The following is a 16,264-nucleotide window of genomic DNA, read 5'->3' on the forward strand; positions in this document are numbered from 1 at the left end:
ATTCAGCTGGATTCCGGGATGTATTTTCCGGTTGAGGCTCGTTGGGAAAATGCGTCCCACTTTGGGGGCTGATTCTGGGACGTGGTTTCCGGTTGGCTCTCATTGGGAAAGTTCATCCCATTTCTCGGCCTAATTATGGGACGCAGTTTCCCGTTGAGGACCCTTTGGGAAAGTGCGTCCCGGTCTGGGCGCTCAAACTGGGATGGATTTTCCGGATGAGGGCTTGACGGAAAATGTGTCCCGTTCCGGGCGCTAATTGTGGGGTGCAGTTTCCACTTGCGGAGTCTCCACTCAACAGAAAACCCGGGTGGCCTGTTTTTTGGCTACCCGGGTTTTTGGGTTGTCGATATGTTCGACTGGCTACTAGTGGGTCTTGCGGCGCTTGATCAGCATGATGAGGGCTATCACTACGAGCGTTGCTCCCGCTGCTGCTGCGGTGGCGACTAGGGCGAATGTTTGGTCGCCGGTGTTTGCGAGGTTCTTCGCTGTGGTCGTAGTCTTGACCTTGGTGTCGGTCTTAGCTCCGTTGTCGGACTTGGGCTTGTCCGGGTTCGTCGGGGTCTCAGGAGTCTCGGGGTCCTTTGAGCCTTCGGAATCGGTTGGGCCGGCGGTGTTTACCAGCGTATGGTCCAGGAACTTCTTGGCGCCCGCACTTGCCTGTGAGAACAGGCGGCGCGTGCGGATCGGGGTGGCGTTCACCGTTGTGGGCGCCGTCTCCTCGGCCTCGATATTCACGAGCGTCGTGCCGGTGTCGAGGCCCACGTCGTTGTATCCCACGTGGCAGTAATACTGCGCACCGTCATCGTCTGCGGTCAGGTCAATCTCGAGCTTTGAGGCCGTTCCAGCCGCGAGGTTGCCATCGGCACCCACGAGCTTAAACTCTGTCTCGCCGCGGCCCTTGCGGTACCACATATAGGTCGGTGCCAGCCCTGTTTCGCTATCGTCGACACCGAGTTGCTTCACATGGCCAATCGCCGAGAGCGTCAGGTGGCTTCCCGCCGCGCGCTCAACCGAAGAGTCGTATCCAAGATCCGACCCCTCCGCAGCATCCGCCGCAGGTCCGCTCACGGTCATCGTCATGCCATCGGGCATGGTCTTGGCCGTGATGATTGCCGAGCGAATACCTGTTTCGGTCGTGGATCCATTCTTAACGGCGGCGATGGCGAATCGATACTCCGTATTGGGCTGCAGCCCATCCCACTTGAGCGAGGTCTGCGTGTTGTCGGCAATCTTCCAGCTATTGACGACCGCATCCGCCGCATTGCTCTGCAGCATGCCCACGCCGTAGCTAAAGCCACTCTTGTTTGCGAGTACATCGTCCCAGCTAAACGTAACGCTGGTCGAATCGACGGCGTTTGCCGTAAAGCCCGTCACGGCCGGCGCGTCGGGCATCTCGACGTCCTTAACGTCATAGCCCACGATCCAGAACTGGTCGGTGTCCTTGGTGCCGAGCTTGTCGCCCGAGTCTGCCTCGAACTTGTCGACATCCACCGCGTTGACGCCCAGACGCCACACAAAACCGTACTTGCCCTGCGCGGCCTCGGGCAGGTTGTCGACGGTGCCGCCGTATTCGGTCGATTCACTCGAGGAGTTACCCGTAGTAAAGCCGGCGTTGGCACCAAAGCACAGGCCGCCAAACAACTCGTGCTTTGCGAGCTTCGCGCCCATGACAACGCTGCCGTTCAGCGTCAAGCCGAGCTCGAGCTCCTGCTCCTTGCCCTCCTCGACTTCGATGGTCTGCTCAATGCTCGCCCCCGACTGCGCGGCGGCGCCGTTAAACCCATCGTGCGTGTAGGCGCGCGTTACGCCAGGCTTGCCCAGGCCAAAGGAATCCCCAACGGGAGTCTCGCCGTTGAGCGTCGTTTGATAGGTTCCGGGTTCTCCCGACCGGTTGGTCAAAAAGTAGCTGAGCGGCGTCATATTGTGCTGTTTGGCAATGCGGTCATAGGCCTCGACATTAACGACCGAGGTCTGCGCGCCGAGCGACACGGGCGCCGCCATCACGCCCTTGCCACCAGTTTCCTCATTTTCGATCTCATACTCGTAATAGACCATCGGAATCGTGTAGAGCACGGCCTTGTCACCCTCGCCGGCATGCGACTCATAGCTTACGCTTGCGCTGACCGTGCGCTCGCTCCGGTAGTCATAGCATCCCTCGGCGGCAAAATCGACTGAAGCATTCATCGCGACCAGGGGCGGACCGGTCTGCACCTCGACGGCAACGCCCAACTCGGCGCCAATGGTATAGCCCTGGGATGTCCCCGTGCCCTTTTCCTCTCCGTATGACGTGCCGCCCAACACCAGATAGCCGTATGCCTGCTCCAGATCCTCAACATAGGGCGCATCCTGCAGCACGGCAAGCACGCGCGGGTTGGTATAGACCTTGTAGCGGTCCTTGTACGTGATCTTGACGCTGTCGTTGTCGACATCGGGCAGCGCGAGCGAGATAAATGTGCCGTAGGTAGTGCCGCGACGGTTGCTCTCGCTAATCACCTGCTCCTCGCCGCGGCGCACCTTTCCGTTCTCGTCGAGCGAAAAATGCGAGGCGGTCATCCAATAGTAGTCATCGTTCTTGCGCAGGTCCTCGTCGCGGTGCTTGCCCACCACGGCGATAAAGCTCTCGTTATAGCGGTCCGAACCCGAGACGCTGCCCGCCTTGACGTCGCTGATCCACACCTGTTCTATACCCTTGTGGTCATGCTTGTTGCTGCTGTTGTATTGCTGACCGCTCATGCTCATGGTTCCGACCATGGACCCCAAGCCCTGAGCCCCGCTCTGCGCCGTGTTGCAGGCAAAGTCGCGGAACACATCGCCGCCCACGAGCACCTCGTCAACCGCCAGCTGCTCGGACAGGCCGTCAAGGTTGGCAGTGGCAAGGGCAATAGGCGCCAAGGTGCACGGATAGCGCTTATCCTGAGCGCTATCCTTCCATGCGCTGTTGGGCACATGCATCAGCCCATAGGAGGCGAGGAGCCCGTCTCTGTATTCCTTACAATCGGAAAGCTTGAACTCGCCAGACTCCGAGTCAAAATACGCGTAGCGGTACAGCGCGCCGTACAGCCCCTTGCTGCCGTCAGAAGCGCCGTAATCAAAAGCGCTGCGTTGCCAGTCATAGCCCGCAAGAATAAGGCCCGTGACGGTTTCACCCGTCTTCTTTCCTTCTTCATCGTAGGCGGCAAACGTGCCGAACGTCGCATTCGCAGCGACCATGGTCTTGCCGTTCGCGGAGAGGGAGATTGCGCCCGCGTCGCCCAGAGCATCGACATGGACGAGCGCACCCTTGGATGCATCCCACGAAAACAGCTCGCAATGCGTCGACTTATCAATATTCTTCTTGCCGTAGGGTGCCGAGACCACGATGGCGAGGTCATCGCAAAAATCGCGATCGAGGTCGCCGGCCGCTAGCGAAACGACAGGAGCTGACTGAAGCTGCGTCCAGGAGTCGTTCTCGCCCTTGTTGTGCGTGGTGTAGTCCGCGGCGTTACCGGCATCGATCTTGACGACGCTTTGCTTCCAGTTGCCGCCCTCCAAGTCATACATGTCGACTACAGCCTTGCGCACGCCGTTCTCGTCGACATAGCAGCCCGCGTAGACAAAAAGCTCGTCGACGCCGTCGCCATCGACATCGCCCGCCTCGACATCAAAGACGGCGTCGTGCTCTTGCAGGTAACCGGCATCCAGGTACTTAAAACGGCCTTCGTGCATCATATTAGTGTTGACCGTCACCGGCAGGTGTGTGTCGAGAGTGCGCGTACGCCCGTTGCTAAACGAGTAGAGGACCAGCTCAACCTTTCCGGCGTATGACTTGCCGTCAATCGTCGTGGAGGAACTGTCGCCGTAGGCACGGAGCTCGGCAACGCGGCTCTTTTTGCCCGTGCTGGCGTCGCTGCAGAACTCAACACTCGTGGCGTGAATGCCCGAGAAACCGTTGTTGTCGTTGGCGAGTACTGTTGAGGACTCATTGTTGCTTAGGTACGACCAGGTGCCGCCACCGTAGTCGCTATGCTTGTAGAGATCGCTGTTCGTATCGAAGTTGTTGACGTTTTGCCAGAACTTTGCGGCGCCCCACACACTTCCATAGCCATCGGTGAGTTTGCTGCTGCCGCCAATGTCACCGCGCTCGACGTTCTCGAGCTTGTCGCGCAGAGTGTAGCGATTGCCATGGCTACCGTTAGCTGCCATATAGACCTCGCTGCGCGTGGCAAACGTCGTGGGGGTATCAGTGGAATAGGGGCCAACGGTATCGGCCGGAATGTCCTCGCTCGTGCCCAGACCCAGGGCTTGATAATCCTGCTCGGTCATATCGGTGATTGCGGGCGCGTCTGCCGCCTGGGCAACCTGGGGCGTGGCCGTGAAGCAGGCGACGCTCGTGGCGATCAACGCAGCAAGCGCCGCCGTCCCAACAAGCGGGATTTTCGACAGCCTACGGATACGGGGGTGTGGAACGTACATGAGGGACCTCGCTTTATTCGAGTGGAGTGGACTCATTTTTGCAAATGATACATCCGATGCCCGATATCACGTGTCTCATCTTCGCCAACGGCGTGTCTCATTTTTGAGAATCCGAGATGCCGCGGAAATCTTATCCCAGCTCAAAGGCCATTTCTGGGATGTATTTTCCGTCGAGTGCCTCATCGGGAAACTGCATCCTATTTCAAGCGTCGATTCTGGGACGCATTTTCCCCTTAGACCCTCAACCGGAAACCGCATCCCACTTTGAGCGCAAATTCCGGGATGCATTTTCCGCTTGAGCCTCATTGGGAAACGGCGTCCCACTTTGAGGGCTGATTGTGGGATGCATTTTCCGGTTTTGCTCTCATTGGGAAAATGCATCCCGTTTCTTGACCGAATAATGGGACGCAATTTCCCGTTGGAGCGCCTTTGGGAAAGTGTGTCCCACTTCGACCGCCCAGAGTGGGATGCACTTTCCGCAAAGCACCTCAACGGGAAACTACGTCCCATTCCAAAGGCAAATTCCGGGACGCATTTTTCGAAAGCCTGCCCATCCGGAAAGCCCGTCCCACTTTGGACGCATCCGGGCACGGAACCATCGACCTATCAGGCCTCCCATCAATAAAGAGGCGTCCTCCCGGACGGCGGGGCACGAAGTTCATCGCGAGTTCCGCACGCAAAGAAGGCCACTTAATGTGGCCTTCGTCTTGCGCAGGACTGTAGAGCAGGGAACTTCGTGCCCCGACGCCCGGGAGGACGTTTCATTTAGAAAGATGGACCGACCGCCGTCAGCGATGGGAGCTACTCCCCCAGCACGGCCTTCTTGGCGGCTGCGGCCATGTTGTCCAGGTCCTCCTTGGTGGGATGGTCCTTTGCGGCAAACCAGTTGTCGAGCAGCATCTTATAGCGCGCGTTTTCGGGTTCTTGCTCAAGCATTGCCTCGTAGCGCTGCTTTACGGCAGGGCCCATCTTGCCCTGGCACATCGCCCAGCCCGCAAGCTCGGCATCCCCAGCCAAATTGGAAGTTACGCGGTCGATAATCTGCTGATAATAGCTCTGGTCGGCCCCAAAGCCGCAGGTGCCAAACAGGAACACGCGCTTGCCGTGCAAGGCGGAGAGCAACGCCGCAACTGAAGGCGTGCACGCGCCCTTGTCGCACCAAAAACCGACGAGCACCGTGTCGGCCGCGCAGGCGCCCTGCGCCTCGAGCGCAACCTGATCTGCATCCGCATCGTCGCTCAACGCCGCGGCATGGACAAAATCAACACCCGCAGCCTGCAGAGCGCGCTTGATCGCGCCCGAAACCATCCTGGTATTACCGCTCTTGCTGTTAACCACCAAAGAGCACGTCATAGTCACGTTGCCTCGTTTCCCCCAAAACTAAAGCCACTAATGCAATTTATTAGATGAATATCTTAGTACTTACGTGACAGATGTAAACCACCGTCTGTCGATTGATTAATTTGCCCCACGGGCTTGCTTACTGGGCGAATTGGCTGCGGTAGAGTTCGGCGTAGAAGCCGCCTGCCGCTAGCAGCTCGTCGTGCGTGCCGCGCTCGATAATCTGGCCGTCGCGCATCACCAAAATGCAGTCGGCGTTGCGGATGGTGCTCAGGCGATGCGCCACGACAAAGCTTGTGCGGCCAGCCATGAGCTCGTCGAATGCCGCCTGCACCTGCAGCTCGGTGCGGGTATCGATGCTCGAAGTCGCCTCGTCCAGCAGCAAGATAGCCGGATCGGTGAGCATGACGCGTGCGATGCACAGCAGCTGTTTTTGACCCTGGCTAAACGTGCCGCCGTCCTCGCCGATGACCGTATCGTAGCCGCCTGGCAGCTGCACGATAAACTTGTGCGCGTGCGCGCGCTTGGCCGCCTCGACAACCTGTTCGCGCGTGCCATCGGGACAACCGTAGGCGATGTTTTCCGCCACCGTGCCCTCGAACAGCCAAGTGTCCTGCAGCACCATGCCAAAGGCGCGGCGCAGGCTTGCGCGCGTGTAGTCACGCGAGGAACGGCCATCGACCGCAATGCGACCGGCATCGATATCGTAAAAACGCAGTAGCAAATTGATGAGCGTCGTCTTGCCACAGCCCGTAGGACCGACCAGGGCAAAGCGCATGCCGGGCTTAGCCTCGATGCAGATATCCTGCAGTAGCTTGCGGTCGGGCACGTAGCTAAAGTCCACATGCTCAAAGGCGACCTCGCCCTGCGGCGCCGCGAGCTCAACGGCATCTGCGGCGTCGGGCTCCTGTTCGCGTGCATCGAGCAGCGCGAACATGCGGCGCGCCGAGGCATAGGCCGTCTGGATCTGCGTGATGACGTTGGTGACCTCGTTGAACGGCTTGGTGTACTGGTTGGCGTAGGACAGGAAGATCTGCACGCCGCCCACCGTGAGCGCCGCGGGCACGCCCGTGATCACGCCCACGCAGCCGATCACGGCGACCACAGCGTAGATGATGTTGTTGATAAAGCGCGTGCCGGGGTTGGAAAGCGAACCCATAAACTGCGCGCGCTCGCCCGCCGTGTAGAGCTCGGCGTTGAGGGCGTCGAAGCGCGCTTGGGCGTGCGGGCCGTAGGCAAAGGCATCCACCAGCTTTTGCTCGCCCACGTACTCCTCGATATGACCGCCCAGCTGACCTTGGATGCGCTGCTGAGCGGTAAAGCTCTTGTTGGAAAGCTTGGCGATAGCACCGGCCGCAAAGATGGAGAGCGGCGTGACGAGCACCACCACGAGTGTCATGGTCAAGTTGATGGAGAGCATAAACGCGAGCGTGCCCACGATGGTGATGACGCCGGTAAAGAGCTGCGTGAAGCCTTGCAGCAGGCCATCGCCCACCTGATCGACATCGTTGACCACGCGGCTCATAAGGTCGCCATGGGCGTGGCCGTCGATAAAGCTGAGCGGCATGCGACTGAGCTTGTCGCTCGCCTCCACGCGCATATCGCGCACCGTCTCGTAGGACAAGCGGTTGACGCAATAGCCCTGCAGCCACTGGAAGGCCGCGGCGCCCACCACAACAATCGCGAGCTTGGTGACGAGCGGTAGCAGCGCGTCAAAGTCCACCCGTCCGGCGGCAACGATAAGGTCGATGCCCTCGCCGATGAGGATGGGCGTGTAGAGCTGCAAGATCACCGAGACGGCGGCACTCACAAACGACGCCGCAAACGAAATGCGATGCGGACGCACGTAGCCCATCAGGCGACGGGTCACCGCGCCCACGGGATAGCGCTCGGGATCGCCGGGCTGGCGCGGGCCGTCGCCCAGGTCGTTGAGGTTATCGTTGCCGGACACATTGGCCGTCATCGTGGCGACGGAACCGGAAGAAGTATACGGATTCATTTAGCAGCCCTCCTTTGCGCAGGTGGATGCCGGGGCGGTTGAGGCGGACGCGGGGCTCGGGGCGGACGCGGGCACCGCGCTCCCCTGCTGGCCCTCGAGCTCCTCGCGGCGGAGCTGCGACTGGCAGATCTCGCGGTAGAGTTGGCAGTTTGCATACAGCTCGTCGTGCGTGCCCAGACCCGCAACCGAGCCGTGGTCGAGCACGCAGATCATGTCGGCATCGCGCACGGTCGAGACGCGCTGGCTCACGATGACGGTCGTCAGCGGCAACCCGCCCTCGGCAGCGCCGCGCATGCTGCGCTCGCGAATGGCATGGCGAAGCGCCGCGTCGGTCTTAAAGTCGAGCGCCGAGGCAGAATCGTCCATGATCAATATCTGAGGCGAGCCCACCAGGGCGCGCGCGATGGTCAGGCGCTGGCGTTGGCCACCGCTGAAGTTCTTACCGCCCGCCTCGACCGGGGCATCGAGCCCCTGCGGCTTGTTGCGCACGAACTCGCTCGCCTGCGCCATGTCGAGCGCCGCCCAGAGCTCCTCGTCGGTTGCCGACTCGTCACGCCAGGTCAGGTTGCTGCGGATCGTACCGCTCACGAGCGACGCGCGCTGCGGGACGGTCGCGACCACATGGCGCAGCTGGTCGAGCGGCCAAGTGCGCACGTCGGTACCCATTACGCTTACGCTGCCGACGCCCGCGTCGTACAGGCGCGGAATGAGCGAGACGAGCGTCGACTTACCGCTGCCCGTACCGCCGATGATGCCGAGTGTTTTGCCCAGCGGCAGCTCCAGGGTCACATCGTCGACGGCGTTGGCCGCGCCCGCGCCAAAGGAGAAGCTCGCATGGCTCAAGCTCAGCGCGGGAACCGAAGCGGCATCGTCCGCCGCGCTCGGCTCGGGAAGCGCGACCGGCTGGTTGTCCTCGTCGGTGATGCTCGGCACGCAATTGAGCACCTCGTTGATACGCGACGCACTGGCGCTCGCCTTGGTAAAGACCACGACCAGGTTGGCGACGTACACGATGGAGGTGAGGGTCTGCGTCATGTAGTTCACAAACGCCATGACCTGGCCCTGCGTAAGCTCGCCCACGTTGACCTGAACGCCGCCCACCCACAGGATGGCGCACACGCCCAGGTTCATCACCAAAAACGTGACGGGATTAAGGATTGACGAGAGCTTGCCCACCGCGATGGCGGTATTGGCCTGGTCATCGGCGGCTTGGGCAAAGCGCTCGCGCTCATGACCTTCGCGTACAAAGGCGCGAACCACGCGGGCGCCCGAAAGGCCCTCGCGGCAGATAAGCGCGATGCGGTCGAGCTTTGCCTGCAGCTGCCTGTAGTACGGAATGCAGCGCGCCATGACAAACCAAAACACCAAGCCGATGGCGGGCGTACAGATCAAGAAGATCACGCCGAGCTTAAGGTCGATGGCGAGGGCCGCGCACATGGAGCCCACCGCCAAGAAGGGCCAGCGGATGAGCATGCGCACGCCCAGTGCCACAGCGAGCTGCACTTGGTTGACGTCGTTGGTGATGCGCGTGATGAGCGACGGCGTGCCAAAGCGATCGAGTTCGGCATAGCTCAGCTTGTTGATGTGCTCGTAGAGCGCGCCGTGAATGTCGGTGCCCATGCCCTGCGAGGTCAGTGCCGCCATCTTTTGGCAGACAAGCGTAAACGAGATGCCGATCACGGCCATGGCGGCAAGCACCATGCCGTAGTGGATAACGGCGTTCACGTCGTGCGCCCCAATGCCCTTGTCGATCATCTGGGCAATCACCAGCGGCGTCAGCAGGTCAAAGATCACTTCGATCAGCTTGCACGCTGGGCCGATCACCATATACCGGCGAAACTTGCCACCAAAACGCCTGAACAGCTCAATCATGTATAGGCGCTCCCTATCATCATTCACACTCAATTCGAACCATGATAGTACCGCCACCCCAAAAGAAGCGTAAACAACTCGTCATTTCTAATGGGGTTCGGTTTCCAAAGAAGCGGAGGGGCACGCGCACGCCCAGCCAGTGTCGGGTCGACCACTTGGTATACTTACCTTAGTGCTACCAAGTTAGTCGCCGACCCTTGAAATGAGGTGCCGAGATGAACGACATTCTCGCAAGAAGAGCAAGACGAGCAACCGTGGGCATCGCCCTTTCCGCGGCACTTGTCGCGGGAATCGCCCCCGCAACGGCGATCGCGGCGGAAACCAGCTCCCCCACCGGTGCAGTTGCCTTGCAGACGGAAGATGCGGCCGCCGCAAAAGAAAGAGCGTATGCAGCCATGCAGGAAGCGCTCAAAAACCTCGAGGCCGCGAAAGACGCCGCAAGTCCCGAGAAACTTGCGGAAATCGATGATGACATTGCCGCATTTCAAGAACTCTACGACATGGTGGTGGCGGAAGCCGCCAAACGGAGGGAACCCCTTCCCGCCATGCAAGCGAACGTCGATGCAGCCCAAGCCAAATACGATGAGGCCCGCAACCGGACAAGCGGCCTTCAGGCAGAATTAGATAAGGTACTCAAGGAGCTCGGCGACGAGGCGCCCAGCACAGCTATTAAGGAGCATATTAAGCAGTTGCGCAGTGAGATCATGTCGGCAGAAAGGCGAGAAGAATCTTGTGAAGATGATCTTCACCGCTACCAACGCTGGCTCGAAAGCCAGGAAAAACAGGTTCAGTATTTCGAAAGTGAGGCAGAGGAAGCTAAAGCCCAGATCGACGAGGACATTGCCAAGCGAAATGCGCTCCTCGGCGATTTGGAAAAGGCGCAAGCGGCCTATGACGACGCCTGCAAGGCATACGAAGAGGCAAAGGCCGCGGCAGATAAGACCACCTCGCCCGAGATAACGAAACCCGCCGAGACAGTGCCTCCCTCCGGCTCAACGCAACCCGCCGAGGCGACACCGCCCGTTGCCTCACCTGCAACCGGCAAAGACGCCCTACCAAGCTCCACCAAGCAGGCGAACTCGAGCAGCGGCAAGCAAGCAGATACGACCGCCGGCAAGCTCGCAAACACGGGCGACACAGCACCGAGCGCAATCGCACTCGCAGGAATCGCCACCGCAGGCCTCGGAATAACCGCCACAGCCACACGCCGCATCAAGAACTCAAAATAGCCGACAGAGCATTCTGCCTTCACCAATCCACAAACCCAGAGACAAAAAGAGGCCCGTTTCCCCACCAGGGAAACGGGCCTCTTTACTTGTAAAAACAAATGGCAATGCCGCCGTCTCTTGAACCACATAGCCACCGATGCCCAGGCAACACCAGCAAACAGCATAACGACAGGGATAGATTTAATTCAGATTAATGCGCCTTTACGAGTGATTTTTGGACGAAGTGGCCCGGCACCAAAATAGCGCCCGTGCGCTCGATGGATTCGGATGCCCGACAGAGGCTCCTTATGGCTGCTTCCTTCCGGACCTGACCAGATTCGGAACATGTCGTCATCCGAACCCATCGAACGCGCTAGGCGCTCGGTATATCTTACCTGCTCCCGCCCAGCAGGGCAAGTGGGGCGAACCCATCGGATGGATTCGCCCCACTCGTCCATATCGCTAGCGGCGCCTACGGTACAGGACCGCGCCGCCCGCTGCGGTCAGCGCGCCGATGCCGGCCATGGCCGCGAGCGCCTCGACCGGCAGGCTGCGGTCGCCGGTGTCGGGCATACCGCCCTTGGAGCCGTCACCGGAGCTGCCGCCGGAGCCGTTATCTGAACCGCCGTCCGAGCCGCCGCCCGGCGTGCCGGGGTTCTCGGGGGTGCCGGGGGTCCCGGGATTCTCGGCGTAGCTGTTGGTGAAGACCGGCGGCACGTTGGCGTCGCCCTCGTAGGAGACCTTCGCCGACAGGTAGCCCGTCTTGGTGCCGTCTGCCGCCTCGTCGCCCACCGTGACGACGATCTTGTGCACCGCCTTGTCGTAGGTCACGTGCGCCTGGCCGTCGTCGACCTCGCTCACCGTGAAGGTGTAGGTGCCGGCCTGCTTGAAGGTCAGCGCATCGAACGTGACGCTGCCGTCCGCGGCATTCTTGGCGGTCGACATGACCTTGCCGTCCCGGCTCTTGAGCTCAAAGCTAAACTGGCCCGCCTTGAGCTCGGCGCCCTTGAGCACCTTGGCGGCGCCCAGCTTGAGGGTGACGGGCGCGGCCTCGTAGCCGTTGGTGAACGTCACCGAGTCGTCGCCCGTGGGATTGCCCTCGGCATCCGCCAGCTCGTGCTTGACGGCGAGCGTGCCGTTTTTGGCATCGGTGACCGTCGTGCGCACGCGGTACGTCGCCCTGTCGTACGTCACGCCGCCCGCCGTGCCGGCGACCTCGCGCAGCTCATAGCTGTGCGTGCCGGGCGCGGTGTAGGTGACGGGGCTGAGAGCGACCGTGCCGTCGGCGGCGTTCCTGCCCGTTGCCGCGACGCTCTCACTGCCGTCGGCGGCAATCTCGACCAGCTGGAACTCGAACTCGCCCTCGACCAGGTCACGGCCCTTAAGCTTCTTGCTCACCGCGATCCGGTCGGTGACGGAGCTCGGCGTCGGGTTCACGACGCAGGTGTTGGTGAACTCGAACGCGCCCTTGCCCTCGGGCGTGCCCTCTGCGGGCAGGACCTCCGCGGCGAGCGTGCCCGCGTTGGTGTCCTCGACCACCTTGACCGTGAAGGTCCTTGTCGCCGTCGCGTCGTTGACCACGCCGTCGACCGAACCGGACTCGCTCACCCGGTAGGCGAACGTCTTGGTGCGCAGACCTTGGCCGTCGATCTCGGCGTCGTCGAGGTCGCTCGGCTGCCTGAACGTGACGTGGCCCAGCTCGACGTTGCCGGCGGCGTCGTTGGTCGCCTCGGCCACCGTCTTGCCGGAGGCGTCGACCGGCGCGGGCGCGCCGTCCAGCGGCGCGATCTTAAAGGTGTACTTGCCCGCGATGTCGGCCTGCGCCAGGCCGAGCCCGGCCTGGCCGAGCGCCAGCGTCTTGGTGCCCGCGAGGTCAACTGTCGCCTCGTTGGTGCCATAGCCGTTCACGAACGACAGCGTGTCGCCGGAGCCCTCGGGATAGACCACGGCAGTGTCCAGCCCGCCCTTGCCGTTATCGGTCACCTTGACCGTGATGTCGAAGCTCGAGGCGGTCGCCGTCACGCCCGCGGGCAGCCGGTCCGTGCCGTCCTCGGATACGGTATAGGAAATGACCCAGGAGCCGTCGACAGCCCTGGTGGCGATGCCGTCCGCCACCATCCGCTCGAGAGCGTCGGTAGTGTAGGCAATGGGCGAGAACGCAAGTCCCGCGGCCTCGCCGTCGCCGGAGGCCTGGTTGGTCGCAGTCGCGACCACGTTACCCTGGGCATCGCGGACGGAGAACGAGAACTCGCCCGCCGCCGCGGCGCGGCCCGTCAACATCTTGGTGGCGTTAATTGCCACGTTGCCCTCGCCGCCGAGCACGCCGGTGGCCTCGTAGGAGTTCTGGAACGCGACCGTCACGGGCGCGGGCGCCGCCGCGGCGTCATCCGCTGTGGAGACCTCGCTGCGGGCGACTTCGACACCGTCCTTGGCAACCGTGGTCGTGACCGTGAGCCTGCCCGTCGCGGCGTCGTAGCCGGGCGCGATGGTCACCGTGCGCGGCGCGGTGTCGTTGGTGTAGCTCTCGCCGCCGAGCTTGGTCTCGGTGACGGTGAAGCTGTAGGTCTTGCCCGCGTCGACGTCGGTGAACTTCACGTCGCTGCCCGCAGCACCGCCGACGAGGTCGATCAGGTCGGCCTCTCCGCCATCGGCAGCGGCCACGGCGTAGGCATCCTTGTCGGTCTTGAGGCCGAGCTTGGCGGCCGTCTCGGCGTCCGCGGTCACGGTAAAGGCGAACTGCCCCGCCTCCATGGCGCGGCCGGAGAGCGTCTTGGACAGGCGCACGCCCGCGCGGGCCGAGTAGTCGAGCTCGGTCGTGTAGGTGTTGACGAAGTCGCCGCCGCTCGCCTGCGCGATCGCGGGCGTCGTGGCCGTGAGGTTGCCGGAGCCGTCGTCGGTCACGGTCAGCGTCATCGTGGCGACGTGGCCGTCGTAGGCCACACCGGCGATGGCGGAGCCGTCATCGGGCCTGGCCTCGCGCACCGTGTAGGTGAAGGTCTTGGCGCGCACGCGCTTGCCGCCGACCTCGGCGAACCCGGCGTCCTTGATGTCGTTAAGCGTGTAGCGGATAGGGCCGAAGTCGAAGGCGACCCTATCGCCCGCCTTGGTGCCGGCGGCGGCCGTCACGCTGACGGTCTTGGAGCCGTCGGCAGACCCCTCGGGCATGGGGGCGCCGCCCTCGCCCGTAAGCGTGAACTGGAAGCTATCGCCCTCAGCCCAGTCGCGGCCCTTGAGCGTCTTGGTGAAGAGCCCCGCGGTGGAGACGTCTCTGCCCTCGGTGGCCGTTCCGTACGTGTTGGTGAATGCGACGATCGCGCCGTCCTCGGTCACGGCGTCTTCGGCCTTGGAGCCATCGGCCCCGTTGACCGTGGTCGTGTAGCCCTCGGCGGCGTCCTCGGTCACGGTGCAGCGCGCGCCCACGGGCAGGCCGGCGATGGTCTTCTCCCCGCCGTCCTTAAGCGTGAAGGTCATCTTGCCGTCCGTGAACGTCACGGCGTGCTCGCCCTTGCCGAAGGTGCCGGAGACGGGTTCGCCGTCCCCGTCGGTCAGCGCGACCGTAAAGCCGAACTCGCGCTGGCTGTCGCCGCCGACGACCGTCTTCTTGACGATGAGGCTGCCGGTCTTGGCGGTGTTAGTAAAGACTGCCGCCTCGACCGTGCGCTCAGCAGCGTCGCCCGCATCGTCGGTCAGCTGTGCAATCTTGGTCTTGGCAAGCAGCTTACCGGCGCCGTTGTCGGTCACCGTGACGGTGGCACGATAGGTGGCCTTCGAAAACGTGAGTGACGCCTCGTCACCCGATTGCTCGGTAATCACATAGGTATAGGTGCCGGGCTTGGTGTACTCGATGGTACCGAAGTTGCCGACCTGGGCATCCTTGTTCAGCGCAATCGTCGACACGCCCTCCTTGGCGCCCTTGGGCATGGGTGCCTCACCCTGGGCAGTCAGCGTCATGGTAAAGGCATCCGATGTTATCCAGTTGCGTCCGGAGATCTTCTTTTGCACCTTAAAAGCGTTTTCCACCTTCGTGGACTCCACGCTATAGACATTGGTGAAGCCTGCCTGCGTTGTCTGTCCGACGGTGCCCTTCTTGGTGTTCGCCTTGTCGGCAATTGCAAATCCGTCCTCACTCGTCATGAGATCGCCCTTGGAGTCAAGCTCCTGCACCTCGTAGCGAGCGCCCACGGGCACGGTAACCGTCACGGAGCCGCCGGCCTTAAGCGCGATGGTGTCACCGCTCTTGATCTGTCCACTTACATAGGTGCCGTTGGTGCCGCTGGGACGGCCAGCATACGCAAAGGTACCGGTCAGAGGCGTTACGCAATCGGCCTGGTAGAGCGGCACCTTAAAGGTGAATGCCTTGTTGGGCGCGACAATGCCTTCGGCGGCCGTGACCGTCTTGCTCAGCGTCAGGCGGCCGTCAGACACCTCGTCGGTAGTGGTGTTGGTCTTAACGGCAGGGTTGTTGCCGACCGCCACCGACGCCTGGTTGGAGATGTCGCCCGAAGCGCCACCGCTCTTAAACGCGTCCTCGGTCACGCGGACCTTAAACTGAACCGTGCCCTCCTTGCCGGCGGGAACGTCCTTCAATGCCCAGGTGAGGTTGCCGTCATTGTCCTTGGAGCCGGCATCCTTATGGTCGCCGGCGAACCCCACGAACTCGGTTCCCGCTGGAACGGCATCGGTGATCGTCACCGTGGCAGACGCGCCCTCGGTGTTCTTGTAGCCGATGGTGTAGGTGAGCTCATCGCCCAGCGCCACACCCGACCCCGTTGAATCCTGAGCATCGCTCTCAGACTTCTTGGGCACGTAATTGGTCGTGGTGCCGGTATAGCTCTTGTTGCCGATCGTAACGGTGGCAGCATTGTTGATGGCGCCGACCGCACCCTGGGCGTCCTTCACAGCATCCTCGGTAATCTTGACGCGCACGCGCACCGAGCCATGGCTGCCCGCAGGCTGCTCGCCCAGGTTCCAAGTGAGCGACTGGCCACTCGCGATGCCCTTATCGGCGTTCTTACCCTCAAAGGCCTCGAACACGACGCCCGTGGGAAGCTCGTCGGTCACGGTCACCTTGGCCGGAACCAGGTTGCCATTGTCATCGGCCTCGGTGTTGACCCAGTTAATGGTGTAGACGTAGGAGTCGCCCACGGAGAGCAGCTGCCCGTCGATGTCCACATCGGGCTTCGCGACCGTGCCGATCGTCTTGACCTTATCGCGTGTGTTGTGGAAGACGATCTTGCCCTTCTCGGTACCGTCGCGATAGGTCACCTTGGACGTAAGCTTGCCGTTGTTGTTATCGGTCACCTCGAGCAGCACGCGGCACGTCGCGGACGAGTCCACGGGACGCACACCCTCGGGCAGGTTGGCCAAGCGCTCCTTTGCCACCAGGTTAAAG

Annotated in this window: 6 protein-coding genes and 1 other RNA gene; 1 reads left to right on the forward strand and 6 read right to left on the reverse strand. The window is 61.9% G+C overall.

Annotated elements, in window-relative coordinates; genetic code table 11:
• Positions 1–363: 363 nt before the first annotated feature.
• The 4 genes from ACGHIZ_RS11240 to ACGHIZ_RS11255 all read right to left on the reverse strand — a co-directional run bounded on the left by ACGHIZ_RS11240 (position 364) and on the right by ACGHIZ_RS11255 (position 9,664).
• Positions 364–4,380, reverse strand: coding sequence for a fibronectin type III domain-containing protein (locus tag ACGHIZ_RS11240; protein ID WP_390448119.1), 4,017 nt, complete (start codon positions 4,378–4,380; stop codon positions 364–366).
• A gap of 873 nt (positions 4,381–5,253) precedes the next feature.
• Positions 5,254–5,805, reverse strand: a complete 552-nt coding sequence (gene bilS / locus ACGHIZ_RS11245) for a flavodoxin family protein BilS (protein ID WP_035138751.1) — start codon at positions 5,803–5,805, stop codon at positions 5,254–5,256.
• Between the two features lie 127 nt (positions 5,806–5,932).
• Complete coding sequence (locus ACGHIZ_RS11250) at positions 5,933–7,792, reverse strand: ABC transporter ATP-binding protein (protein WP_390448123.1); 1,860 nt, start codon at positions 7,790–7,792, stop codon at positions 5,933–5,935.
• The gene (locus tag ACGHIZ_RS11255; protein WP_390448126.1) at positions 7,793–9,664 is read right to left on the reverse strand and encodes an ABC transporter ATP-binding protein; all 1,872 of its coding nucleotides are present in this window, start codon (positions 9,662–9,664) and stop codon (positions 7,793–7,795) included.
• A 215-nt stretch (positions 9,665–9,879) separates the two neighbouring features.
• Between ACGHIZ_RS11255 and ACGHIZ_RS11260 the strand changes: the two genes are divergently transcribed.
• Positions 9,880–10,893 (forward strand): LPXTG cell wall anchor domain-containing protein, encoded by a 1,014-nt coding sequence (locus ACGHIZ_RS11260; protein WP_390448129.1) that lies wholly within the window; start codon positions 9,880–9,882, stop codon positions 10,891–10,893.
• 251 nt (positions 10,894–11,144) lie between these two features.
• Here ACGHIZ_RS11260 and ffs read toward each other — a convergent pair.
• Positions 11,145–11,240, reverse strand: an RNA gene (gene ffs / locus ACGHIZ_RS11265) — signal recognition particle sRNA small type.
• Positions 11,241–11,334: 94 nt separating this feature from the next.
• Positions 11,335–16,254 carry a Spy0128 family protein gene (locus ACGHIZ_RS11270; RefSeq protein WP_390448132.1) on the reverse strand — a complete coding sequence of 1,640 codons (4,920 nt, stop codon included), beginning with the start codon at positions 16,252–16,254 and terminating at the stop codon, positions 11,335–11,337.
• Positions 16,255–16,264 lie beyond the last annotated feature (10 nt).

Source organism: Collinsella sp. i05-0019-G5 (genome assembly GCF_042851345.1).
Lineage (GTDB): Bacteria > Actinomycetota > Coriobacteriia > Coriobacteriales > Coriobacteriaceae > Collinsella.

Excerpts from the sequence above, each read along its gene's own strand:
- bilS (WP_035138751.1), bottom strand. The coding sequence starts at position 5,805 with ATGACGTGCTCTTTGGTGGTTAACAGCAAGAGCGGTAATACCAGGATG.
- ACGHIZ_RS11250 (WP_390448123.1), bottom strand. The coding sequence starts at position 7,792 with ATGAATCCGTATACTTCTTCCGGTTCCGTCGCCACGATGACGGCCAAT.
- ACGHIZ_RS11255 (WP_390448126.1), bottom strand. The coding sequence starts at position 9,664 with ATGATTGAGCTGTTCAGGCGTTTTGGTGGCAAGTTTCGCCGGTATATG.
- ACGHIZ_RS11260 (WP_390448129.1), top strand. The coding sequence starts at position 9,880 with ATGAACGACATTCTCGCAAGAAGAGCAAGACGAGCAACCGTGGGCATC.